The organism is Desulfotomaculum defluvii (assembly GCF_054657375.1).
Genome location: NZ_BAAHYV010000004.1, coordinates 174,909 through 198,391, shown reverse-complemented (window position 1 = coordinate 198,391; position 23,483 = coordinate 174,909). Strand labels below are relative to the sequence as shown.

Genomic DNA, 23,483 nt, shown 5'->3' with positions numbered 1-23,483 from the left:
GGCGACGACCTACTCTCCCAGGAGCGCTAGCTCCAAGTACCATCGGCCCTGGAGGGCTTAACTGCTGTGTTCGGGATGGGAACAGGTGTACCCCCTCCGGTATCGCCACCAGAAACTTTATACTATTGGGTAGTTCTTCAGGGTGGCCATGAGCCTTGGGCCTTGCGCCATGGGGTTTTTGGCGCTTTTCCTTTTTTACTAAACCTATGTGTTCTCTGAAAACTAAACAGCGTTGAAGTAACTGCGTCATTTATTTCTACCTTAGCTCACGGCACATGGCACATGGCACAAGGCTAATTCTTGGTCAAGAACTCGATCTATTAGTACCGGTCAGCTGAAAACATTACTGCTCTTACACTTCCGGCCTATCTACCATGTAGTCTTCATGGGATCTTATCTACTTGCGTAGTGGGAAACCTCATCTTGAAGGGGGCTTCGTGCTTAGATGCTTTCAGCACTTATCCCTTCCGGACTTAGATACCCAGCACTACCGTTGGCACGATAGCTGGTACACCAGCGGTCCGTCCATCCCGGTCCTCTCGTACTAGGGACAGCTCTTCTCAAGTTTCCTGCGCCTGCGACGGATAGGGACCGAACTGTCTCACGACGTTCTGAACCCAGCTCACGTACCGCTTTAATGGGCGAACAGCCCAACCCTTGGGACCTACTTCAGCCCCAGGATGCGATGAGCCGACATCGAGGTGCCAAACCTCCCCGTCGATGTGGACTCTTGGGGGAGATAAGCCTGTTATCCCCGGGGTAGCTTTTATCCGTTGAGCGACGGCCCTTCCACTCAGAACCGCCGGATCACTAAGCCCTACTTTCGTACCAGCTCGACTTGTTGGTCTCGCTGTCAAGCTCCCTTTTGCCTTTACACTCTAACGTGCGATTTCCTTCCGCACTGAGGGAACCTTTGGGCGCCTCCGTTACCTTTTGGGAGGCGACCGCCCCAGTCAAACTGCCCACCTGACACTGTCCTAAAACCAGCTTCATGGTCTATAGTTAGAATTTCAATATCTAAAGGGTGGTATCCCAACGTTGACTCCACCTACACTGGCGTGCAAGTTTCTCAGTCTCCCACCTATCCTGTACATCAAATACCAAAACCCAATGTCAAGCTACAGTAAAGCTCCACGGGGTCTTTCTGTCCTGTCGCAGGTAGACGGCATCTTCACCGTCATTACAATTTCACCGAGCCCCTCGTTGAGACAGTGCCCAAATCGTTACGCCTTTCGTGCGGGTCAGAACTTACCTGACAAGGAATTTCGCTACCTTAGGACCGTTATAGTTACGGCCGCCGTTTACTGGGGCTTCGGTTCTATGCTTCGATTGCTCTAACATTTCCCCTTAACCTTCCAGCACCGGGCAGGCGTCAGCCCCTATACGTCAGCTTTCGCTTTAGCAGGGACCTGTGTTTTTGGTAAACAGTCGCTTGGGCCTTTTCTCTGCGGCCTCTTCTCGCTCCAAACGTGTGTTTTTCACGATATCGAGGCACCCCTTCTCCCGAAGTTACGGGGTCATTTTGCCGAGTTCCTTAACGAGGGTTCTCTCGCGCGCCTTAGGATTCTCACCCCACCTACCTGTGTCGGTTTGCGGTACGGGCACCAGCTTACCTCGTTAGAAGTTTTTCTTGGCAGTTTGGGATCAGTTACTTCGCTACTTGTTTTCGCTCCCCATCACCTCTCAGGATATGTGTAAGGCGGATTTGCCTACCTTACTCCCTACGGGCTTGGACCAGCTTTTCCAGCCGCTGGCTTAACTTACCCTCCTGCGTCACTCCATCCTCAAACGGTATCTGGTGGTATCGGATTCTCAACCGATTGTCCATCGCCTACGCCTTGCGGCCTCGGCTTAGGTCCCGACTTACTCTGGGCGGACGAACCTTCCCCAGAAAACCTTAGGTTTTCGGCGGGCAGGATTCTCACCTGCCTTTTCGCTTACTTATACCGGCATTCTCACTTCTTACTACTCCACAGCTCCTTACGGTACTGCTTCAACGCTGTAAGAACGCTCCCCTACCAATGTATTACTACATTCCAAAGCTTCGGTGATATACTTAGCCCCGTTACATTTTCGGCGCAGGGTCACTTGACCAGTGAGCTATTACGCACTCTTTAAATGGTGGCTGCTTCTAAGCCAACATCCTGGTTGTCTTAGCAACCCCACATCCTTTTCCACTTAGTATATCTTTGGGACCTTAGCTGTTGGTCTGGGCTGTTTCCCTTTTGACTACGAATCTTAGCACCCGCAGTCTGACTCCCGGTTACAATATAGCGGCATTCGGAGTTTGATTGGGTTCGGTAACCCGTGAAGGCCCCTAGCCCATTCAGTGCTCTACCTCCGCTATTCTCACACCGAGGCTAGCCCTAAAGCTATTTCGGGGAGAACCAGCTATCTCCTGGTTCGATTGGCATTTCACCCCTACCCACACCTCATCCGCCTCCTTTTCAACGAAGGTCGGTTCGAGCCTCCACTTTATTTTACTAAAGCTTCACTCTGGACATGGGTAGATCACCAGGTTTCGGGTCTACTCCAACGTACATATCGCCCTATTAAGACTTGCTTTCGCTTCGGCTCCGGCTTTTCTGCCTTAACCTGCACGTTAGATGTAACTCGCCGGTCCGTTCTACAAAAAGTACGCCATTACACTTTTAATGTGCTCTGACAGCTTGTAAGCATACGGTTTCAGGTTCTATTTCACTCCCCTCCCGGGGTGCTTTTCACCTTTCCCTCACGGTACTGGTTCACTATCGGTCGCTATGGGTATTTAGCCTTGGGGGGTGGTCCCCCCTGATTCCCACGGGGTTTCTCGTGTCCCGCGGTACTTGGGATTCCCTCTGCAAGTTTCATCCTTTCGTCTACAGGTGTTTTACCTTCTGTGCAGCACCTTTCCAGGTGTCTTCGACTAGGACTATTCTTCACGTGATGAGGGTCCCGCAACCCCAGATTTCCGAAGAAATCTGGTTTAGGCTCGCCCCTGTTCGCTCGCCGCTACTTGGGGGTTCGATATTTCTTTCTTTTCCTCCGGGTACTTAGATGTTTCAGTTCCCCGGGTGCCCTCCTCTATGCCTATATATTCAGCATAGGGTGACGGAGGTTTACTCCGCCGGGTTGCCCCATTCGGGTATCCACGATTCAATGCCTGCTTGCGGCTCCTCGTGGCTTTTCGCAGCTTACCGCGCCCTTCTTCGGCCCTTAGCGCCAAGGCATCCACCGTATGCCCTTTCTTTCTTGACCAAATCTTACTTGCTTGTTTCGGCTCGGTTACTTTTGGTAACCTACTGAAATTGTTTTTATGTCGACGCTTTACTTGTTTCGCTGTTCAGTTTTCAAAGAACAATACAAATATTTTAGATAAAAATGGTGGAGACAAGCGGGATCGAACCGCTGACCCCCTGCTTGCAAGGCAGGTGCTCTCCCAGCTGAGCTATGCCCCCACGATATGGTGGGACTAGGTGGACTCGAACCACCGACCTCACGCTTATCAGGCGTGCGCTCTAACCGGCTGAGCTATAGTCCCGTAGCTTATTTGCATTTCTTTTGGGTCTAGTCTTTAGCTTTTAGCTATTAGACTGGATTTATATCTTACTTCAAGAGACACATTAAATCAACCGGAAGTTTCTGGTTGAAGCTATTGGCCTTTGTCTTGCCACTTAGCCTAAAAAGCTAATGGCTAAAGGCTCAAGGCTCATAGCAAGATCCCAGAGGAATCCCCCCCGGGCCTTGGTCTCTCAAAACTAAACAGATTAGATGATGAATGTCCGACCTTAGATAATCAGCTGTTGCTGATTTCTCCTTAGAAAGGAGGTGATCCAGCCGCACCTTCCGATACGGCTACCTTGTTACGACTTCACCCCAATCATCGGCCCCACCTTCGACGGCTGCCTCCTTACGGTTAGCTCACCGGCTTCGGGTGTTGTCAACTTTCGTGGTGTGACGGGCGGTGTGTACAAGGCCCGGGAACGTATTCACCGCAGTATGCTGACCTGCGATTACTAGCGATTCCGACTTCATGTAGTCGAGTTGCAGACTACAATCCGAACTGGGACCGGCTTTCTCAGGTTTGCTCCACTTCACAGCTTCGCTTCCGTCTGTACCGGCCATTGTAGTACGTGTGTAGCCCAGGACATAAGGGGCATGATGATTTGACGTCATCCCCACCTTCCTCCGTTTTGTCAACGGCAGTCACATTAGAGTTCCCATCTTTACATGCTGGCAACTAATGTTAGGGGTTGCGCTCGTTGCGGGACTTAACCCAACATCTCACGACACGAGCTGACGACAACCATGCACCACCTGTCTCTCTGCTTAACCGAAGTCAAGAAAACGTATCTCTACGCCTTTCAGAGGATGTCAAGCCCTGGTAAGGTTCTTCGCGTTGCGTCGAATTAAACCACATACTCCACCGCTTGTGCGGGCCCCCGTCAATTCCTTTGAGTTTCAGTCTTGCGACCGTACTCCCCAGGCGGAGTGCTTATTGTGTTAACTGCGGCACTGCAGGGGTCGATACCCGCAACACCTAGCACTCATCGTTTACGGCGTGGACTACCAGGGTATCTAATCCTGTTCGCTCCCCACGCTTTCGCGCCTCAGTGTCAGTTACAGTCCAGAGAGCCGCCTTCGCCACTGGTATTCCTCCCAATATCTACGCATTTCACCGCTACACTGGGAATTCTGCTCCCCTCTCCTGCACTCAAGTCCACCAGTATCAGAGGCAATCACGGGGTTGAGCCCCGAACTTTCACCTCTAACTTAATGAACCACCTACGCGCCCTTTACGCCCAGTAAATCCGGACAACGCTCGCTCCCTACGTATTACCGCGGCTGCTGGCACGTAGTTAGCCGGAGCTTACTCTTCAGGTACCGTCACTGACTTCTTCCCTGAAAACAGAGGTTTACAACCCGAAGGCCTTCTTCCCTCACGCGGCGTTGCTCCGTCAGGCTTTCGCCCATTGCGGAAGATTCCCCACTGCTGCCTCCCGTAGGAGTCTGGGCCGTGTCTCAGTCCCAGTGTGGCCGATCGCCCTCTCAGGCCGGCTACCCATCGTCGCCTTGGTGGTCCTCTACACCACCAACTAGCTAATGGGACGCGGATCCATCTGATAGCGTATGCGCTTTCCTTGCAGAGTCATGCGACTCCGCAAGCGTATCCGGTATTAGCAGCCGTTTCCAGCTGTTATCCCGGTCTATCAGGCAGGTTATCCACGCGTTACTCACCCGTTCGCCACTAAAATTAGAAATCGCAAGCTTCATTCTAATCTCCGTTCGACTTGCATGTGTTAGGCACGCCGCCAGCGTTCGTCCTGAGCCAGGATCAAACTCTCCGTAAAATATTTTAAAAATATCTTAAAGAGTTTTGGCTCTTTACTTATCCTAGATTTACTCGCTATGCGTCATCTCGTCCCCGTTAGGGGGTTAATAACGCTTGACGAGGATGTTTTTTGTGGTCGTCTTAGTTTCGAGTGTCTTATCCCCGTTAGGGGGTATCTCGACTTTTGACTTGACCTGTTTTTCATCCATCATCTTCTGTTTAGTTTTCAAAGACCATTTTGTTTGCTCTCGATTTGAAATGTTACCATAATACAAACTTAATGTCAAGATTTATTTGTTAGTGTTATATTTTAGTGAAAATTGTCATCCTGACCACAGTTACTTATTATACACACTGCTTTTTGTTTTGTCTAGTACCAATTTTTGTTCTTTTTCACCACTGCCCTGCCGGGAGATAAAAAGTAGTATATCACTCCCGGCAGTAAATGTCAAAATGAAAGTTAGCCCCTATTAGGACTCCCTAGGTCTCATTAAGGGGAACAAAATAACATCCCTGATAGATGATGAATTGGTTAAAAGCATAACTAGACGGTCAATACCGATTCCTAAACCCCCGGCAGGCGGCATACCATACTCCAGTGCCTGGATGTAATCTTCATCATACATCTGGGCTTCTTCATCCCCAGCCTGTCTTTTTTCTACTTGGCTCATAAATCTACCTTTTTGATCAATGGGATCATTAAGCTCAGAGAATGCATTTGCCAATTCCCTGCCATAAATAAACAACTCAAATCTATAGGTTAATTCCGAGTTATCCTGCTGACGTTTTGCTAGGGGTGATATATCAACGGGATAATCGGTTACAAAGGTTGGTTGAATAAGCTTGTCCTCTACTTTTTCCTCAAAGACAGCATTAAGAATATCACCCCACGAAGCACCTGGTTCTATCTCTAGACCTAATCCCTTGGTAGCATCATAGGCTTCCTGGGCGTTCTTTAGCTGAGTAAAATCTAGTCCCGAATGCTCTTTGACAATTTCTAACATAGGTACCCGTCGCCATGGTTTTGCCAGACTAATTTCCGTTCCCTCATATTCAATGGTGGTTGTACCAAGTACCTCCTGCGCCACATTAGATATAAGATCCTCTGTAAGATCCATCATATCCCGATAATCAGCATAGGCCTGATACAATTCGATCATAGTGAATTCTGGATTATGTCTGGTGGAAATACCTTCGTTACGAAAGTTTCTGTTAATTTCATAAACCTTATCAAATCCGCCTACCAATAAACGCTTTAAGTAAAGCTCCGGAGCAATCCTCATATACAGATTCATATCTAGTGTATTGTGGTGTGTAATAAAGGGCCGCGCACTGGCTCCCCCTGCTATGGGATGCATCATGGGAGTTTCTACTTCCAAAAATCCTCTTTGGTCTAAATAGTTTCGAATACCTCTTACAACCCTACTTCTGATAACAAAGGTCTGTTTTACTTCAGGATTAACAATTAAATCCACATACCTTTGACGGTACCGAAGGTCAACATCCTTTAAGCCGTGCCATTTTTCAGGTAGAGGACGTAATGACTTTGATAATAACTTATAATTATCAATATGTACTGTAATTTCACCTTTACGGGTTTTAAAAACTTTTCCTGAACAGCCAATAATATCTCCAATGTCTAGCTTTTCAAAGCGGGCATAATCTTCCGCTCCTAGGTCATCTAACCTGGCATATACTTGAATATTCCCTTTGGTATCCTGCACATTAGCAAAACTAGCCTTGCCCATTACCCGCTTAGCCATAATACGACCCGCTATGACCACAGTTTGTCCTTCCATAACATCAAACTGATCAGTGATATCAGCAGTATAATGGGTTTGCTCAAATTTTTGTCCAAAGGGTTGGACCCCCTGAGCAATAAGTTCCTGAAGCTTATCCCTACGAACTTTCATAAGTTCGTTAAGATCCTCCACAGTGGTTTGGCCGGCTTCCGTTGTACCTGGAGCCGGCTGAGTTAAATTCTCTTTGCTTATATCATTCATTAACAAAAACCCCCAAACGCTACCTTAAAATATCAACAATTTCGTATTTCAAAACACCTGCTGGTACATTTACTTCCACAATATTGCCTTTAGGTTGTCCCAAAATAGCCTTCCCTACCGGTGATTCATTAGATATCTTGTTTGCATCAGGATCTGCTTCTACAGAACCCACTATTGTATATTCCAGCTCATCTCCAAATTCCAAGTCCTTTAATATAACTTTAGAACCTAGGGATACCACTTCATTGCCCAAGTTTTCATCATCGATTATTTTTGCATTACGCAGCATCTTTTCAAGGGTTAAAATACGCCCCTCTATAAAAGCTTGCTCATTTTTAGCATCTTCGTATTCAGAGTTCTCACTAATGTCTCCAAATTCAATGGCTTGTTTAATTCTCTCCGCAACCTGGCGTCTTTTTACAGTCTTAAGTTGTGTTAGTTCCTCCTCCAACTGTTTTAAACCAGTCACTGTAAGCATTACATCTTTTTCTTTCATTACAATTCTCCTTGTCTCTCTAAATCTATTTTATCTGTTGTCTTTATTTAACAATAAGTCTATCTACATTTAAAGCACTGCAAAAGGGGATGCCAATTGCAGTGCTTCCTTTCTTGGTCTTGTTCCTGTACATTATAAAAACACCATTAATTATTTGTCAAGGATTCATTTGGAAACAACTTAAATGTTAGGACACTTTTATTCTTACCCTCTGTTTGATCGTGTTAATCTCTTCTTCAGATATGGGTTTTTCAAAACTTCTAAAACCAGCTAATTTAAAACCATGTTTTTTTCCAAGTTGGTAAATATCTTCTACTTGTTTGAGTGTTAATTCTCTTCCAAGAGTATAACTTTCCATTTTTCCCTCCAAGGCGAGTATCATGGTTTCTGCCATACAGGCATAGGCCGTTTTAGGAGGGAAACCAAAGTTAAAATTAAAATTGACATCTCCCGGTACTTCAACAATACCTCCCTCAATTACTAGGACGTCATCCCTTTCCTCAATCACTTTGCGAGATACATCCCGCGGCCTAGCCACATCACACACCACGGCCCCAGGTTTTAAATCTTCGGCCTGAATGATAGTATCCATAGAACTGGTTACCGTAATTACCAGATCAGACTTTCTTAAAGTGGCTTTAACATTAGAACTTACTTCCGCTGCCAACCCAGTTTCATACATAATACGGTCAGCCAGCAGATGAAGTTTTGCCTCATTTCGGCCAACCAGTGTTAAATTTTTTACATCCCTAGCTAGAAATAATGCACATACACTACCAATCGCACCAGTCGCCCCTATTATGGTTACCCTTGCCCTTTTTAAATCATGGCCCATTAATTGGGCAGCTTTTTTTGCTCCTTCCAGGGCAATGGCAACTGTATAACTGTTACCGGTAGTTACTGGTATGTTTAAATTCTTTGCAACTGTAATTCCTGCATCACCCACCACTTTAGTAAAGGCTCCCAAACCAACTACTTCTGCCCCCATTTTCTCGGCTAAACGACCTGCCTGAATAATTTTGTTGAGAACAAAGGACTGGGGTAACTCGATCATTTGTTTTGCAGTTAGAAGGCACGATACGAAGGTTCCTTCAATTTCTGACTCCGGGGAGCGAATACCTGTTATCGATGATATCTTAATGGGGGGGAGCAATCTTATGGTCTTTTCAATTAAGGTGTCTGGCATGAATCTTGTAAAATTAAATTTCCTAGCAACGTCATTACAATCCAATGGGTGTAAAATAAATGCAAAGTTTTTCATCTTTGCTTCCCCCGTTCTTGTATTATGGGTATTTCTATACAATCATATGCCTAAATGACTGCATTAATTATTAAAAACACAAGAATGAATGTAGGTTTTTTAGAAAAAACTGTTTGCATTCTACCTTACAGTGCCATAGTCTGCTTCTAGACAGTTCAAAAGTAAAAAAAGGGTTCTGCAAGTGCAGCACCCTAGTCAAGAAGTCCTCTAAGTATTTCCTCGATTTCCTTTTTACTCTGGGTCTTATTAATAACTTCCCTGATTCTGGCCGCTCCCCTCATACCCTTTGTATACCATGCAGCGTGTTTTCTCATTTCAAAAACTGCCACTTGTTCGCCTTTAGATTCCACCATTAATTCTAAATGCCTGATGGCAGTGTGTATCCTTTCTTCTGGCCTCGGGCAAGGTAATGTTTTTCCTGTTGCCAGATAATAAACAATCTCTCGAAAAAGCCAGGGGTTTCCCATAGCCCCACGTCCCACCATAACACCATCACATCCAGTAAACTCAAGCATATTGGCCGCATCCTGAGCTGACCAAATGTCCCCATTACCAATAACGGGTATCTTCAGAGCTTCCTTCACCTTTCTAATTATATTCCAGTCTGCCTTGCCGCTGTAAAATTGATTTCTAGTACGACCATGAATAGTTACAGCAACTGCCCCTGCTGATTCCATCGCCCGGGCAAATTCAACTGCATTTATGGATTGCTCATCCCAGCCTTTACGAAATTTCACAGTAACAGGAATGGTTGGAATGGATTTAACTACCGATTCAACAATTTTTGTTGCTAACTGAGGATCTCTCATTAGTGCGCTACCTTCATTGTTCTTTACAATTTTAGGTGTAGGACAACCCATATTAATGTCGACAATATTAGCTCCTCTTTCCACAACAATGGCCGCCGCTTTAGCCATTGTTTCAGGGTTTGAGCCAAAAATCTGAACGCTTAAAGGCTTTTTTTCACCCCTAAAATCTAACATTCGGTAAGTCCTGGGGTTTGCATATAACAGTGCTAAATCGCTAACCATTTCGGTAACTGTAAGTCCACATCCTTGTTCCCTAGCAATAATCCTAAAGGCCCTATCTGTCACTCCTGCCATCGGAGCAGCAATTACGTTATTAGCAAGCTCTATGGAACCTATTTGCATGGACCCACTCCTCCATTTACCACTCGATTACACTCAAATAATTAAGACCGCAAAGGCTAGGTCCATGTCCGTTGAACCATGAGCCAAACAACCTTTGCTTAACATAAAAAACATTCTACCAGTTTAATTCTTAAAGAGCAATTCCCCTTACTACAAACGCTAAAAGCATATATCTAAAATAATATCCTGAATAAAGCATGGACAAAAGCCAGCAAAACTGGGGTAACTGTCTGAATAGTTATTCTCTAGGAACTCTTTGGTGAATGGACCTTGCCAGCACCGCAACAATTACTGCTTTCACTAGATCCCAAATAACAAAGGGCAGGAAACCAATTTTTAAGGCACCCCATATCGATACCGATTTTCCAAGATAGAAGTTTAACATTACATAAAGGTAGGGTAAACCCACCACATAGATTACACCCATACCTATAACCGATGCCAGTAAATAATTCATAGGTCCTTTACTTTTTGTATGTTCAAAAAACTTTCCCGCTATATAGGCGGCAAGTACGTACCCTAATAGAAACCCAAAGGTGGGCTTAAATACATAGGCAGGTCCACCAAAGGGTTCAGTTGAGAACACTGGTAAACCTATAAGACCTAGCAGTATGTACACAACCATACTTATAGCACCAATTCTTGCCCCTAATAGCAATCCAGCCAATATAGCAATTAAAGGCTGTAAACTAAAGGGTACAACTGCAAGTACAAAGGGTATCCGAGTGATTAGTGTTACTATCACCATTACTGCTGCCATCAATCCAGCCAAGGTAATTTCCCTGCTTGTAGATCGCATACACTTACACATCCTTTCGTTAACCGTTGCATATTATTAGGTTGACATTCTGACTTGAAATGTACCCGGGAAAAACTCCCGGGTTTTATGGGATCATTCTTAAAGAGACTTCTCCAGAATAAAAGGTCTTAATGGTGCCATCGGTTAATCTTATAAGCAATGCTCCGTTGTCATCAATCCCTTCCATTACCCCTTCCCAGTTATTATGTAATCCCGTTACCTGTACCATCTCTCCTATCCATAAAGCACTTTCTTGCCAAATTTGTTTAAAGGGTAAAAAGCCCTTTCTATGCCATAGGTTATAAAGTTCATCTAACTCTTCTAATATTGCAATTAATATTCGAGAACGAATTAATTTCTGACCTAGCTGAACCCTCAAAGAGGTGGCATTATACCCAATCATATTATCTAGTTCTTCTTGGCTTTGATTAACATTTAGCCCAATTCCCAAAACTACATACTTTACTCTATCAGCTTCGGCTACCATTTCTGCCAGTATGCCGCATATTTTTTTCCCGTTAAGATAAACATCATTGGGCCATTTTACCTGGGCATTAAGACTAACGGTACGGCTTATGGCCTTAACCACAGCAACTGCGGCTAACATGGTAAATTGAGGCACTTCCATTGGGTTTGCCCTAGGAAATAAAACCACGGAAAAACAAAGCCCTTTCTGACTCAAACATTGCCAAGTACGACCCAGTCGTCCTTTTCCTTTGGTTTGTTCTTCGGTAATTACAACTATTCCCTCTACCGTCCCCTGACGTGCTAAGTCTTTGGCAACATCATTGGTAGAGGTAGTTACTCTGTAATAACGAACATCCTGACCAATAATTTGTGTCTGAAGGGAGGTAAACCATTCAGTTGGATCAAGCAGCTCAGGTGATGCTAACAAACGATAACCTATCCGTGGCCTGGCATCTATTTCATAACCGTCACCCCTCAATGACTCGATACTTTTCCAGATAGCTGTTCTAGATACCTGAAGTTGCTGACAAATATATTCTCCGGAAACATAACCCGATTCTTCTTCTCGAAGTAGTTTAAGAATTTTTTGTTTGGAATTCATTTATAACCACCTTTTACCGTATGAAAACTGTCAAATCAACCATTTCAAACCTATTTTCATATTAACTTATGTGTTTACACTTTGTCAACCTTCCATGTGTTCTAGGGTTTACATTTAAAGCAAAAAGTTACTAAATAATCCCTCCCGAATACAGTTTAACCGGGAGGGATTATTGCTTTACAAGGACTCATAAATTATTTTTCGCCTTTATTTCTCCGATATCCAGACTAATATCCAAAGACTTTATTGAATGAGTAAGGGCACCAACAGAAATCAAGTCAACGCCAGTCTTTGCCACTGAAACTATGGTTTCCTCGTTGATACCTCCCGAAGCTTCTACTAAAGCTCGACCATCGATCATTTTCACTGCTTCCCTCATTATCGCATAATCCATATTATCCAACATAATAATATCGGCTCTAGCCTCTAATGCTTCTGTAACGCCATCTAAGCTCTCTACTTCTACCTCGATTTTAACTGTATGGGGTACATTCTGCCTAGCTACTAATATAGCCTTGGTAATGCCTCCTGCAACTTTAATATGATTATCCTTAATTAAAACTGCGTCATATAATCCAAAACGATGGTTAAAGCCCCCACCAATGCGCACTGCATATTTCTCCAGCATCCGTAATCCAGGGGTGGTCTTTCTAGTATCCACAACCCTTACGGGGTAAAGTTTTATTTTTTCAACCAAAGAAGCGGTACGGCTAGCTATGCCACTCATTCTTTGTAAGAAATTCAAGGCTAATCGCTCACCTGTTAAGATGGCCCGAGCATCCCCTTCTACTTCGGCAATAACTTCACCAGGAGCTAATAAAGCACCGTCCATAACCTGAGGTGTAAAACTAATTTCTGGAGCTAGATAGCGAAAAACAGCTTCTGCTACTGGTATGCCTGCAACAACACCAGGTTCTTTAACAAAAATTATACCCTTGGTATTGTATTCAAGGGGAACTATGCTATTGGTTGTTATATCACCCGTTCCAATATCTTCTGCTAGGGAAGTCTCTATAAGTTTATTTAATTCAAATAGATTTAGATTCATAGGGAACCTCCAATTAATTACCCTTTAAAATAATATGCTTACGCCATCGTTCAGCTGTTTCGGGATAATCTAACCGAAAATGACCTCCCCTACTTTCACTCCGCATCATTGCTGCCTCTGTTATTAGTGCTCCTACCTCTAGCATGTTTCGCACTTCCATTTTAGCTGTATCCTTTACTTCATGCTGAGCCAAAAATGCACAAGAGTCAAAGAACGCCAATGCTTGGGCTAATCGTTGGGCTGTTCTTAAAGGACCGACCTTCTCTCCCATAATCTGTTGAATCTTCTTTCTTAAGCCCACAAAATCAACCTCTGGGGTAGCCTGTAAGTTGTGGCAACAAAACTCCGGTTTGCCTGTTAAGTCTTCTTCTAAGAGATGTATTGTTCTATGAACAATTCGTCCGCCCCAAACCAAACCATCTAACAAAGAATTGCTTGCCAATCGGTTGGCCCCATGAACAGCCATACAGCTAGCTTCACCACAGGAGAATAGGCGTTGAATACTTGTTTCACCCCAAAGATCTGTTTTCACACCGCCCATCATGTAATGGGCTGCTGGTGCAACGGGTATAAAATCTTTAGTAATATCCACACCATACTTGGAGCAGGTTAATGTTATAGTAGGAAAGCGTTCCTTCATTTTATCAGCATCTAAATGGGTCAAATCCAGAAACACTGAGTTAGCTTCGGTCTTTGCCATTTCACTTAGGATTGCACGGGATACAATATCTCTCGGAGCAAGCTCAGCCATACCATGATACTGAGGCATAAATCTCTCTCCCCAGGAGTTTCGTAGCAAAGCTCCTTCCCCCCGTACAGCTTCGGAAATTAAGAAGCGAGGTGCATCGGGTAAGACCAAAGATGTGGGATGAAATTGAATAAACTCCATATCCATAACCTCTGCACCGGCCCGATAGGCTAAGGCAATGCCATCAGCAGTGGCAACCTCGGGGTTGGTGGTATAGTTGTACAGACGGCCAGAACCACCTGTCGCTAACACAATGGCTTTACCTCTAAAAACACGAAATTCTCCTGTGATTTGATCCATCGCAAGGGCACCATAACAAATATTATCTTTAACCAGTAGATCAACAACATATTGATTCTCAAGAATTTCTACGCTGGACAAAGAAGATACATTTAGGCTTAGAGCCCGCAAAATCTCCGCGCCGGTAGCATCTCCCTGTGCATGGAGTATTCGATCCTGACTATGGCAGCCCTCCCTTGTAAAGCAAAGGTCATCACCAGTTCGATCAAAAGTTGCTCCCATATCAATTAACTCTTTAACCCTCTCAGGTCCTTCATTAACGAGGATTCTTACTGCATCCTCACTGCACAGCCCAGCTCCAGCTACCAATGTATCTTTCATATGTAATTCAGGAGAGTCGTGCTGTCCCAACGCAGCAGCAATACCACCTTGAGCCCTGTCAGTGTTGCTTTCGGCAACAGTACGCTTGGTCAAAAGAGTTACATGAGCACCTGATTTGGCAGCAGCCCATGCAGTAAAGAGACCTGCAATACCTCCTCCGATGATCAAATATTCTGCGCTTTGTTGGGGTAAATCCCTGGAATCAAAATTTACCAGGTATCGATTGGACACTTAAAACAACTCCCCCCAATTATCCTCTTCCCATAACATCACTTATTAAACATTCAACATTCTTTCTAGGCATTTAAGTGCTCTTTCCCGAATTTCCGGAGACACAGTGATCTGTGGTTGCATAGTCTCCAATGCCTCCTTCACCTTACCCAAGGTAGTAGCCTTCATATTCGGGCAAACTAATCTTTTGGTTGCCAAATAAAATTCCTTACCTGAGCACTGTTTATACAATTGATGTAGGATACCAGCTTCCGTACCAACAATAAATTCTTTGGCATTACTTTCTTTAGCAAATTTAATTAAACCTGTGGTACTAGAAACATAATCTGCCAGAGCCACTACTTCTGGTCGACATTCCGGGTGAATTAACACTAATGCATCAGGATGCTCTTGTCTTGCTTTCATTACTTCCTCTGGTGTAACCCAATCATGTGTATTACACCAACCTTCCCAAAGGGTCATTGGTCGGCCAGTTTGATTCGCGACATAAGTTCCCAGGTTTTTATCTGGAATAAAAATAATAGGCTTGTCCTCTGGAATTGATTGAACAATTTTGACAGCATTGGCAGAGGTACAGCAAATATCACTTTCAGCTTTTACCTCAGCTGAGGTGTTTACATAGGCAACCACCAGTGCTTCAGGCAGTTCTTTCTTTTTAGCCCGTAACTCCTCAGCGGTAACCATATCCGCCATGGGACAGCCTGCATTTTCTTCGGGCAACAGGACAACTTTATCTGGTGAAAGAATGGCTGCACTTTCTGCCATGAAATGAACGCCACAGAACACTATTACTTCTGCATCAGTAGCTGCAGCCCTTCGAGATAACTCCAGGGAATCCCCAATAATATCAGCCACTTCTTGTACCTCAGGACGTTGGTATACATGGGCTAATACAATGGCATTACGTTCCTTTTTTAATCTTTTAATATCTTCAGTAAGCTGACTAATCTTCTCCTCAATCGACATTCACTCAACTCCTTGCCCAAGAAATAGCCAGGCAATATATTTTATAATTATACACATCATCAATAAGCCTATGCTTTCTAATATTATAAATAATTATTCTTCTCCTGTAAAAATTCTAACCAGTTGGGAAATCTTTGTCAATACAAGGGGGTTACCCACAGGTGCTATGGTTATTATTAAGCACGTTGTACCGGGTCCCACCTAAATTTTATATCTTAGCTTTTCTAAAGTTTTGGTGACAATAAATACCATTGTATGTATAATCAGTAATAACACAAGTTCTGGCAGATTATATATTGTCAACATTAGTATAAGTTTTCTAAATCAACAAATAATTTAATGATCACTGGGTTTTGTATAGGGTGGTGATTTTTATGCAGCACTTGCTAAATTTTATAGGCGAAATTTCTGGTCAGCTAAACATCAGTATCTATTTAGTTGGTGGTGCAATTAGAGATCTACTATTAGACCAGAAACCTATTGACTTAGATTTTGTTGTGACGGGGAAAGTTCTAAAATTGTCCCAGATAATCGCTGAACGGTATAAAGGAAATATCGTTATTCTAGATAACCGCCGTGAAGTGGTTCGGATCATAACTAAGTTGTGGCACCTTGACATTAGTCCTCTAAAAAATACGACCCTTGATAAGGATCTCTTGACTCGGGACTTTACTATCAATGCCATGGCCTTACAAATATACAAAGGCTTAAATTGGAATTGCTGTCAAAAAGACGTGATTGATCCAACCCAGGGAAGTCAAGATCTAACAAATAGGTTATTACGAGCCACAACCAGTACATCAATTCACCAGGACCCCCTGCGGGTTCTGCGAGGAATTCGATTTTCTGCTAAACTTAATCTATTGATTATCCCCGAGACCATGGTATTGCTTAGACAAGGTGCGCGCCAAATTGAGAAGGTTGCCGGTGAACGAGTCTGGCAGGAATTGTCAGCTCTTTTTATTCTGCCAGTAACTTACTCCTGGGTAGATTATATGGAACGGGAATTACATTTTTGGCAGTATTTATTACCCGGGCAGCGCCGTATGGCTGAAACCAAACAAAATTATTATCACTCGGAAAATGTCTGGCACCACTGTCTACGAACCTATCAGTGTCTTGAGATTATTATAAAAGAATTACCTGTAAAATTTCCCGGCGGGCAAAAGCTATTCTCCCATTTAAATCAGAAGTTGTCCAACGGATCAAGTCGCATTGAAATATTAAAATTGGCAGCACTTATTCATGATGTAGGAAAGCCAGATACTGCTGTCACTCAAAAAAACGGGCGTATTTCCTTTCATGGCCATTCAGAAGCAGGAATTCCTTACGCTGAAGCTCTGGGGGAACGTCTTAGATTATCCCGCACAGAAAGACAATTCTTGCTTAATTTAGTACTCCATCATATGTTACCCCTTGATTTATATAACAAAAGGGATTTTTCTAACTTGAATATATATCGTTTATTTCGTTCATTGGATGACCACATCTTAGACATTCTTATATTATCTTTAGCTGATTTGACCGCCACTTTAGTTGCAGGAGAAAGAATCAGTGAGTTAGTTCCCTATCAAAATTTTATTTTTGACCTTATTAGAAAGTGTATGGAAGAACTGGATAAGTATTCTCCAATACCATACCTTTCAGGACATGACCTGATTAGGCTAGGCATACCAGAGGGTCCAAAAGTGGGCCTGCTATTAGAGAAATTGTGTGAAGAACAGGTTGTTGGTTCTATCGTAGACAAAGAATCAGCCCTTCAGTGGGTAAAGAATAAAAATATGGGTAATCTTATTCATAAATAGCTTAATGAGGGGTGTTCTACTTGCCAACAATTAAAGTTGAGGATTTTCAGAATGACCCAGATTATTTGATAGAAAAAGTAGTCATGGATAATATCCCCAACTTAGGTGATCCCTCAGGAAAAGAGTTTCTACAAGACTTCGAGTCTGCCCTTTCGGAATGTCAAAAGGCTCTTAATAAGGGGTATCACCTAACGGACTTCTGGTCCCATCAAGATACAGGAGTGGAGTTCATCTTTAAGAAAAAGAAAGAGCAAGAGGATTAAATTATTTAGCCAAAGCCGGAGGATTCTCCGGCTTTAACTATACCAATTTTCTTACATCCTGTTCCGCTTGGGCTTTATCTGCCAGTTCCCTTACAAGTCCTTGCGGTAAAATCATATCTGGACATAGCTCTGCCAAAGGAACTAGCACAAAGGCCCTTTCATGCATACGGGGGTGAGGTACGTTCAGTTGAGGTAGATTAATGGTTTCTTGATCATACAGCAAAATATCTAAATCGACAGTTCTAGGCCCCCATTTGATATCCCTTGTTCTTTCTAAACTTTTTTCAATATGAAAAAGTACCTGTAGCAACTTGTCTGGAGATAAAATTGTTTCCACTTCGGCCACAGTATTGATAAACCACTCTTGATTTAGATATCCCCAGGGAGCACTTTCGTAAAGTGAGGCAACTCTTAGAAGTCGGATATTGGGGGATTGACTTAATTTTTCCAAGGCATTTTGAATATACGCCTTCCTATTTCCCATATTGCTACCAAGTCCAATATAGGCAACAGCCATTTATTAACCCCTCCTCCGTGTTATCTCAACGGCCATGTACTGAAAACTTCCTTTGATCGGCGCTCCCGGTTTTTTTAGGGTAACTTTAATTTGTTCTATTTTGGAGTACTGAGCTAATATTCCCTTGGCAACCGTTTCCGCAACTGCTTCTAGTAATTTTAAAGGTGGCCCAGTTAAGATTTGTTCTACGGTACTAAATATTTCAGCATAGCTAACACTTAAGCTTAAGTCATCTGTTTGTCCTGCTGGCTGCAGGTCCATGGATAATTCCAAGTCAATCTCAAATTGCTGCCCTAATCTACGTTCTTCCTCCAGTACACCGTGGTTACCAAAAAATTTCATTCCCTTGAGAATAATTTTATCCCCCATTGGTATACCTCCGCACAATAGCATCACTCATTCTTGCAATCCTAGCTATTTCCTTAACATCATGTACCCTCACAATATCTGCCCCACAAGCGATGCCCAAGGCCACTGTGGCACCAGTACCTTCCAGTCGTTGGTCCACTGGCAAGTTAAGGGTCTTAGCAATAACTGATTTTCGCGATGTTCCTAATAAAATTGGGCAACCTAATACCGTTAATTCTTTTAATCTCCTAAGGACCTCCAGATTCTGCTCGTGGGTTTTGGCAAAGCCAATCCCGGGATCCACAATAATGTTAGCCCTAGGGATCCCTGCCTCTTCTGCTATGTCAATTCCCCTACGCAGAAAGGTAAGAATCTCTATCATCATATCCTGGTAACTGGTACTTGTACCATTGTGCATAAGCATTATAGGTGCCTGATAACGGGCAACCACCTCTGCTAATGCCGGATCACCCCGCAGCGCCCATTGATCATTAATGATGTGCGCTCCAGTTTCTAATACTTCCCTAGCCACACCAGCACGCCAAGTATCTACACTAATAGGCACTGTTACTGATCGAAGAATTTTTTCCAATACAGGTAAAATTCTTCGCTTCTCTTCATCTTCAGTAATATCTTGAAAACCTGGTCTAGTGGATACCCCGCCTAAGTCAATGATATCCGCTCCTTCTTCCACTATTTTATGAGCGTGTTCTAAAGCAGCTTCCACATCCATATAACGTCCACCATCAGAAAAGGAATCTGGAGTACTATTTAAAATACCCATAACCAGTGTTCTTTGACCAAATTCCAGTACTTTACCCCGACAATTCATTCTTTTAACTTTTATTCCCTCTAGATTGTTTAAGGCCTCTTCCAGTTTGGCCGCCAGTGCTGCTAACCCAAAGGGCTGAAGTTTAAGTTTATTTATAAATCCTTTGTACTGCTTAAGGGTTGCCATGAGTAATATATCAGTTGTTTTAACAGAATGATTTACAACCCCCCTCGCTACCGCTGCCTCCCCTCCTCTAGCTAGCATCTCCTGCTTTATGATATTTGCTTGGGTAGGACTTGCTCCTGTTATTTTTAATACTCTATGTACTGCTTTAGATGCCATTTGCTGCCACCCACCAGGGTCACTGCCCACAGCTTTAATTTCATACTTCGCTTGCTCCAAGTTGTCAATATATTTTACCCCAATTTCCATGCTCAAAAAGTCACCTCTTGACTGTTGATTTTAAATCGTATTTTAAAGTATATCACAATCAAGAATTTCCTGCTTTTTTGAGGATTAACATATTTTAAGGGCCAAGCTGTCAGTTAACATTTGACAGTTTGGCCCTTTTAGTATATATCTCCGTTGCCCCTTCTTTCGGGCAATCGTTCCCCTTCCTTAACCCCCTTCTAACAGTGGAAGAACTGATATTAAATTATCATGCTGTAGTTTATAACTTAAATCTACATACCTTCCATCCACCAATACCGTTAGGTAGGGAATTTGCTCCGACTTGAGACCGTTACCTAGTAATAACTCAGTTAGTGTAGTTCCTTCCGCCACTGATATTGTGCGTTTTTTTGTTTTATCTCCCAAAAGTCGAAACTCCAACGTAACTGTTATCATAAGTCCTCCCAAAAATGGTTAGGCTAAACCCAACTCCTTTAATTTTTCGGGGGTGGGAATACCATTGTTATCCCACTGCATCAAGGCATAATAGCTATCCAACATGATTTCCAAATTTACAGTTTGTCCTTTGCTTTCCCCATGGGGCATAGGTTCTTCGGTAAATCTCTTAGGTAAAGTGTCATCTTTACGAGAGAAACCATTGTTCACGTTAAACATTCTTTCCAAATTAAAGAGCTTTTCAGCAAAGAAAAGTAATTTCTCTTGAGTAATTTCCTGGCCAGTTACTAATTTAAAAGCTTCTATTTGATCTTCTCGGGAGAAACCATTTTGGATAGTGGCACAAATACCCAGAGAATCAACTATACAGAAATTCAATTGGGTGTTGCGAACCAGTCCTTCTTTGCCTGCTTCTTCGGTTCTATTACCAGCAGCCATTTCACCACCAAAGACAGGCGCAACCATGTGGTGAGCCCCCTTAGGTGAAGTGGCATAGGTTAGTGCCATACCCTTGGCACCACGGGGATCATATACCGCGGGGGTCATACCTTTGGAATGAATGGCCAGTTCCGGAGCCCCCCATTTATTTGCAGCATAAACCGGGCCATTAGCTAGGTCAGCACCAATACCTTCACAGTTTGAGATCATATATAGCAATTTGACCATTGCTTCTCCATTACCAAATCTTAATTCTAGACCGTTAGTATCTGCCAGTGTTAAAATTCCTTTTTCAAAACATTCCATAGCCAGGGCAACGCAGCCGCCAGCGGTAATAGAATCTAAACCAACCTCGTCGCAGACAGCAGAAACCTTTAACACATCATCCCAGGTGGTTAACCCACAGTTTGTCCCCAACAGGCCCAAAGTTTCAAACTCTGGTCCCTCCAACCTTACTTCACCGTATTTCGTAGATTCAATGACTACATTCTTACTGCAGGCGATGGCACAGGAATAGCAAGCTGCATCATTAAATACAACCTCTTCCCTAAATTTAGCTCCTTCAAATAATTTGTTAGACTCTGCATATCCTTCACTAAAGTTCTTAGTGCACATAAAGCCAGCGGCATTGATACTTTCAACTAATTCGTTAGTACCTTGTTTTCTTCTAATAACTGCCTTGGGAACCACAAAGAAATTAGGCTGTACTTTTTCCACTAACTTCATTAACCCTTGGGGATCTGCCACTTTAACGTCCTTTGTACCTTTTACAGCAATGGCCTTCAAGTTCTTTGAACCCATTACCGCACCACACCCACCACGTCCAAACTCTCGGAATACATCGGCAGTGATACATGCGAGCTTAACTTGATTTTCACCCCCACGACCTATGCAGGCTACATGGATATGCGGATCTTTGCCTTTGCCTAACTCTTCTTTAAGAATATGATCAGTTTCTGCAATAGTTTTACCCCACAAATTAGCGGCTCTGCGTATTTCAACATTGTCATCGTTAATCCAAAGGTAAACAGGTTCTTCAGATTTTCCTTCTATTATAATACCGTCGTACCCAGCAAATCTTAGTTCGGGGCCAAAATGACCGCCAGCCAATGCATAGGAGTAAGTTTCAGTTAGGGGAGATTTGAAGGCCACATTTATTTTGTTATTGCCTGGTACCATTGTCCCAGAGAAAGGTCCGTTAAAAAATACCAACTTGTTATCGGGACCTAAGGCATCTGTCTTGGGATCTACTTCTTTATTTAGGAAATAAGCTGCCATCCCACGGCCACCGATATTCTCTAGGTATAAATCTATAGCAAGTTCTTCTTTGGTAATAGTTTTAGTTGTTAAATTAACACGCAGTAATTGTCCTGCAACGCCTTGATCTTTACTCATCTTATTTGCCTCCTTATGATTTCCAAACCTATCTGCAGTCTACTTTTTCTTTATAGAAAAGTGCGTCTCCCGGACAATGTTTTACACATTGAGGGTCCCCACCACAAAGGTCACAGATCAACATGTACTTTTCATTCGGATGCTTTTTGATAGCCTGATTGGGGCAGGCCTTTGAACATAGACCACAGGCAATACATTTTTCACTATCTAACTTAATAGCACCAGTATTTTGGTCAATGCTTAGGGCTTGAATTTTTTCAGGACAAGCCTTAATACAGGGGGTATCCTCACATTGCTGGCAGACAAGGGGATAATCCATATATGTAGCGTGACTTCTCACTACTGAAATTCTTGATTTTTTGGGGTTGTTTACCTTATAGTGAAACATGCTACACCATTGTTCACAAATTCTACAGCCTAAACATTTGTTGGGATCTGCCGCTAATACTTTCATATTGAACACTCCTCATATCATATATGTCTGTTGATTAGTTAGAAAGGGTTACTTAGCGTCATATCCAAGCTCTCTGGATATGCTTGCAGCAGCTTCAGATAATAATAACTTACACTCTTCTATTTTGTTAAAGTCCATTCTTTCTGTTGGTCCCATTACCCCTAAGCCTGCAATCACCTTCCCTTTATTATTGAAAATGGGTACTGCCACTGCTCTAACCCCTATAAAACCTTCTTCATTGTCAACACTAAACCCCTGTTTCCTAATTTGTTGGATGCGGATATAAAAGGTTTTCTTGTCTGTAATAGAATTCGGAGTCTGTACGGGCAATTCTTCAGGAACAATTTCCTCCAATTCCTCCTCCTCCAGATATGCCAATAGTACTTGTCCGATTGCTGATGTAAATGCACTAAAACGTAAGGTCCTAATACTGGCTCTGATTACTTCAGGACTTTCAACCCTTTTTATATGTACGACCTCTTTATCATCAAGGATGCCTAAATTACAACTCTCTCTGGTTAACTGAGATAGTTTCAACAAGTAAGGTTGAGTAATTTGTTTAATGTCAAGGTTTTTTGTTACTCTTTCCTGAAGGTCAAGAACCTTTGAACCTAACCGATAACCTCCGGTGTTGGTATCTTGTCTCACATAACCTCTTACTTCCAAGGTTGCAAGGAGTCTATGAACTGTACTGCTTGGTATTTTTAATTGCCTAGCAACTTCTAAGCAACCTTTTTCTTGGTCATCTTTGCCTAGATATTCCAATATATCCAGTGCCTTAAAAATAGCTTTTACATATATATCTTTAGTCATTACATACCACCTTATAGTTCAAAGGTATTAATAATCCCGCATTGCGGGAGTGCATCCCATTTATTTATTAATTCCATTTTATTTCAAAAATTCCTTCATAAAATCTATTTTTTCTAGCTTTTCTTTTT

General features: G+C 43.0%; 18 protein-coding genes, 2 tRNA genes and 3 rRNA genes. 2 read left to right on the top strand and 21 right to left on the bottom strand.

The window, feature by feature from the left end:
• The 14 genes from rrf to nadA form a co-directional block, all read right to left on the bottom strand.
• Window positions 1-113: ribosomal RNA gene (gene rrf, locus ACYQ03_RS02685) — 5S ribosomal RNA — on the bottom strand; the annotation flags it as partial.
• A gap of 187 nt (window positions 114-300) precedes the next feature.
• Window positions 301-3,237, bottom strand: a 23S ribosomal RNA gene (locus tag ACYQ03_RS02680).
• A gap of 124 nt (window positions 3,238-3,361) precedes the next feature.
• Window positions 3,362-3,437 (bottom strand) — tRNA-Ala (locus ACYQ03_RS02675).
• A gap of 6 nt (window positions 3,438-3,443) precedes the next feature.
• Window positions 3,444-3,520 (bottom strand) — tRNA-Ile (locus ACYQ03_RS02670).
• 280 nt (window positions 3,521-3,800) lie between these two features.
• Window positions 3,801-5,330: ribosomal RNA gene (locus ACYQ03_RS02665) — 16S ribosomal RNA — on the bottom strand.
• A 451-nt stretch (window positions 5,331-5,781) separates the two neighbouring features.
• On the bottom strand, window positions 5,782-7,314 hold the full coding sequence (lysS, locus tag ACYQ03_RS02660) for a lysine--tRNA ligase (protein WP_459907432.1): 1,533 nt from the start codon (window positions 7,312-7,314) through the stop codon (window positions 5,782-5,784).
• A 19-nt stretch (window positions 7,315-7,333) separates the two neighbouring features.
• Window positions 7,334-7,810, bottom strand: coding sequence for a transcription elongation factor GreA (greA, locus tag ACYQ03_RS02655; RefSeq protein WP_459907430.1), 477 nt, complete (start codon window positions 7,808-7,810; stop codon window positions 7,334-7,336).
• A gap of 187 nt (window positions 7,811-7,997) precedes the next feature.
• A complete protein-coding gene (locus ACYQ03_RS02650; RefSeq protein WP_459907428.1) occupies window positions 7,998-9,071 on the bottom strand; it encodes a shikimate dehydrogenase in 1,074 nt (357 codons plus the stop codon).
• Between the two features lie 191 nt (window positions 9,072-9,262).
• A complete protein-coding gene (dusB, locus tag ACYQ03_RS02645; RefSeq protein WP_459907426.1) occupies window positions 9,263-10,222 on the bottom strand; it encodes a tRNA dihydrouridine synthase DusB in 960 nt (319 codons plus the stop codon).
• Between the two features lie 238 nt (window positions 10,223-10,460).
• The gene (locus ACYQ03_RS02640; protein ID WP_459907424.1) at window positions 10,461-11,021 is read right to left on the bottom strand and encodes a biotin transporter BioY; all 561 of its coding nucleotides are present in this window, start codon (window positions 11,019-11,021) and stop codon (window positions 10,461-10,463) included.
• A gap of 85 nt (window positions 11,022-11,106) precedes the next feature.
• Window positions 11,107-12,090: a biotin--[acetyl-CoA-carboxylase] ligase gene (locus ACYQ03_RS02635; RefSeq protein WP_459907422.1), complete on the bottom strand. Its 984-nt coding sequence runs from the start codon at window positions 12,088-12,090 to the stop codon at window positions 11,107-11,109.
• Window positions 12,091-12,277: 187 nt separating this feature from the next.
• Complete coding sequence (gene nadC, locus ACYQ03_RS02630; RefSeq protein WP_459907420.1) at window positions 12,278-13,138, bottom strand: carboxylating nicotinate-nucleotide diphosphorylase; 861 nt, start codon at window positions 13,136-13,138, stop codon at window positions 12,278-12,280.
• Between the two features lie 13 nt (window positions 13,139-13,151).
• The gene (gene nadB, locus ACYQ03_RS02625) at window positions 13,152-14,738 is read right to left on the bottom strand and encodes an L-aspartate oxidase (protein ID WP_459907418.1); all 1,587 of its coding nucleotides are present in this window, start codon (window positions 14,736-14,738) and stop codon (window positions 13,152-13,154) included.
• A 45-nt stretch (window positions 14,739-14,783) separates the two neighbouring features.
• Window positions 14,784-15,704, bottom strand: a complete 921-nt coding sequence (gene nadA / locus ACYQ03_RS02620; RefSeq protein ID WP_459907416.1) for a quinolinate synthase NadA — start codon at window positions 15,702-15,704, stop codon at window positions 14,784-14,786.
• A gap of 374 nt (window positions 15,705-16,078) precedes the next feature.
• On the opposite strand from nadA, the gene ACYQ03_RS02615 reads away from it, so the two are divergent.
• On the top strand, window positions 16,079-17,509 hold the full coding sequence (locus ACYQ03_RS02615) for a CCA tRNA nucleotidyltransferase (protein ID WP_459907414.1): 1,431 nt from the start codon (window positions 16,079-16,081) through the stop codon (window positions 17,507-17,509).
• A gap of 11 nt (window positions 17,510-17,520) precedes the next feature.
• Window positions 17,521-17,772 (top strand): hypothetical protein, encoded by a 252-nt coding sequence (locus tag ACYQ03_RS02610; protein WP_459907412.1) that lies wholly within the window; start codon window positions 17,521-17,523, stop codon window positions 17,770-17,772.
• Window positions 17,773-17,809: 37 nt separating this feature from the next.
• Here the strand turns inward: ACYQ03_RS02610 and folK are convergent, their stop codons facing one another.
• The 7 genes from folK to ACYQ03_RS02575 form a co-directional block, all read right to left on the bottom strand.
• Entirely contained in the window at window positions 17,810-18,289 is a 480-nt protein-coding gene (folK, locus tag ACYQ03_RS02605; RefSeq protein WP_459907410.1) for a 2-amino-4-hydroxy-6-hydroxymethyldihydropteridine diphosphokinase, read from the bottom strand.
• A 3-nt stretch (window positions 18,290-18,292) separates the two neighbouring features.
• Complete coding sequence (gene folB, locus ACYQ03_RS02600; RefSeq protein ID WP_459907408.1) at window positions 18,293-18,658, bottom strand: dihydroneopterin aldolase; 366 nt, start codon at window positions 18,656-18,658, stop codon at window positions 18,293-18,295.
• Window positions 18,648-19,841: a dihydropteroate synthase gene (gene folP, locus ACYQ03_RS02595; protein WP_459907443.1), complete on the bottom strand. Its 1,194-nt coding sequence runs from the start codon at window positions 19,839-19,841 to the stop codon at window positions 18,648-18,650. The genes folB and folP overlap by 11 nt, the downstream gene beginning before the upstream one ends.
• A gap of 186 nt (window positions 19,842-20,027) precedes the next feature.
• On the bottom strand, window positions 20,028-20,255 hold the full coding sequence (locus ACYQ03_RS02590; RefSeq protein ID WP_459907406.1) for a MoaD/ThiS family protein: 228 nt from the start codon (window positions 20,253-20,255) through the stop codon (window positions 20,028-20,030).
• Between the two features lie 18 nt (window positions 20,256-20,273).
• A complete protein-coding gene (locus ACYQ03_RS02585; RefSeq protein WP_459907404.1) occupies window positions 20,274-22,088 on the bottom strand; it encodes an aldehyde ferredoxin oxidoreductase family protein in 1,815 nt (604 codons plus the stop codon).
• Window positions 22,089-22,116: 28 nt separating this feature from the next.
• Window positions 22,117-22,542: a 4Fe-4S dicluster domain-containing protein gene (locus ACYQ03_RS02580; RefSeq protein WP_459907402.1), complete on the bottom strand. Its 426-nt coding sequence runs from the start codon at window positions 22,540-22,542 to the stop codon at window positions 22,117-22,119.
• A gap of 48 nt (window positions 22,543-22,590) precedes the next feature.
• Window positions 22,591-23,355, bottom strand: a complete 765-nt coding sequence (locus ACYQ03_RS02575; protein ID WP_459907400.1) for an IclR family transcriptional regulator — start codon at window positions 23,353-23,355, stop codon at window positions 22,591-22,593.
• Window positions 23,356-23,483 lie beyond the last annotated feature (128 nt).

Coding starts and splice junctions, on each gene's coding strand:
- nadA (WP_459907416.1), bottom strand. CDS start 15,704: ATGTCGATTGAGGAGAAGATTAGTCAGCTTACTGAAGATATTAAAAGA.
- ACYQ03_RS02635 (WP_459907422.1), bottom strand. CDS start 12,090: ATGAATTCCAAACAAAAAATTCTTAAACTACTTCGAGAAGAAGAATCG.
- ACYQ03_RS02650 (WP_459907428.1), bottom strand. CDS start 9,071: ATGAAAAACTTTGCATTTATTTTACACCCATTGGATTGTAATGACGTT.
- ACYQ03_RS02640 (WP_459907424.1), bottom strand. CDS start 11,021: ATGCGATCTACAAGCAGGGAAATTACCTTGGCTGGATTGATGGCAGCA.
- folP (WP_459907443.1), bottom strand. CDS start 19,841: ATGGAAATTGGGGTAAAATATATTGACAACTTGGAGCAAGCGAAGTAT.
- ACYQ03_RS02590 (WP_459907406.1), bottom strand. CDS start 20,255: ATGATAACAGTTACGTTGGAGTTTCGACTTTTGGGAGATAAAACAAAA.
- dusB (WP_459907426.1), bottom strand. CDS start 10,222: ATGCAAATAGGTTCCATAGAGCTTGCTAATAACGTAATTGCTGCTCCG.
- lysS (WP_459907432.1), bottom strand. CDS start 7,314: ATGAATGATATAAGCAAAGAGAATTTAACTCAGCCGGCTCCAGGTACA.
- greA (WP_459907430.1), bottom strand. CDS start 7,810: ATGAAAGAAAAAGATGTAATGCTTACAGTGACTGGTTTAAAACAGTTG.
- nadC (WP_459907420.1), bottom strand. CDS start 13,138: ATGAATCTAAATCTATTTGAATTAAATAAACTTATAGAGACTTCCCTA.
- folB (WP_459907408.1), bottom strand. CDS start 18,658: ATGGGGGATAAAATTATTCTCAAGGGAATGAAATTTTTTGGTAACCAC.
- ACYQ03_RS02585 (WP_459907404.1), bottom strand. CDS start 22,088: ATGAGTAAAGATCAAGGCGTTGCAGGACAATTACTGCGTGTTAATTTA.
- folK (WP_459907410.1), bottom strand. CDS start 18,289: ATGGCTGTTGCCTATATTGGACTTGGTAGCAATATGGGAAATAGGAAG.
- ACYQ03_RS02580 (WP_459907402.1), bottom strand. CDS start 22,542: ATGAAAGTATTAGCGGCAGATCCCAACAAATGTTTAGGCTGTAGAATT.
- ACYQ03_RS02615 (WP_459907414.1), top strand. CDS start 16,079: ATGCAGCACTTGCTAAATTTTATAGGCGAAATTTCTGGTCAGCTAAAC.
- ACYQ03_RS02575 (WP_459907400.1), bottom strand. CDS start 23,355: ATGACTAAAGATATATATGTAAAAGCTATTTTTAAGGCACTGGATATA.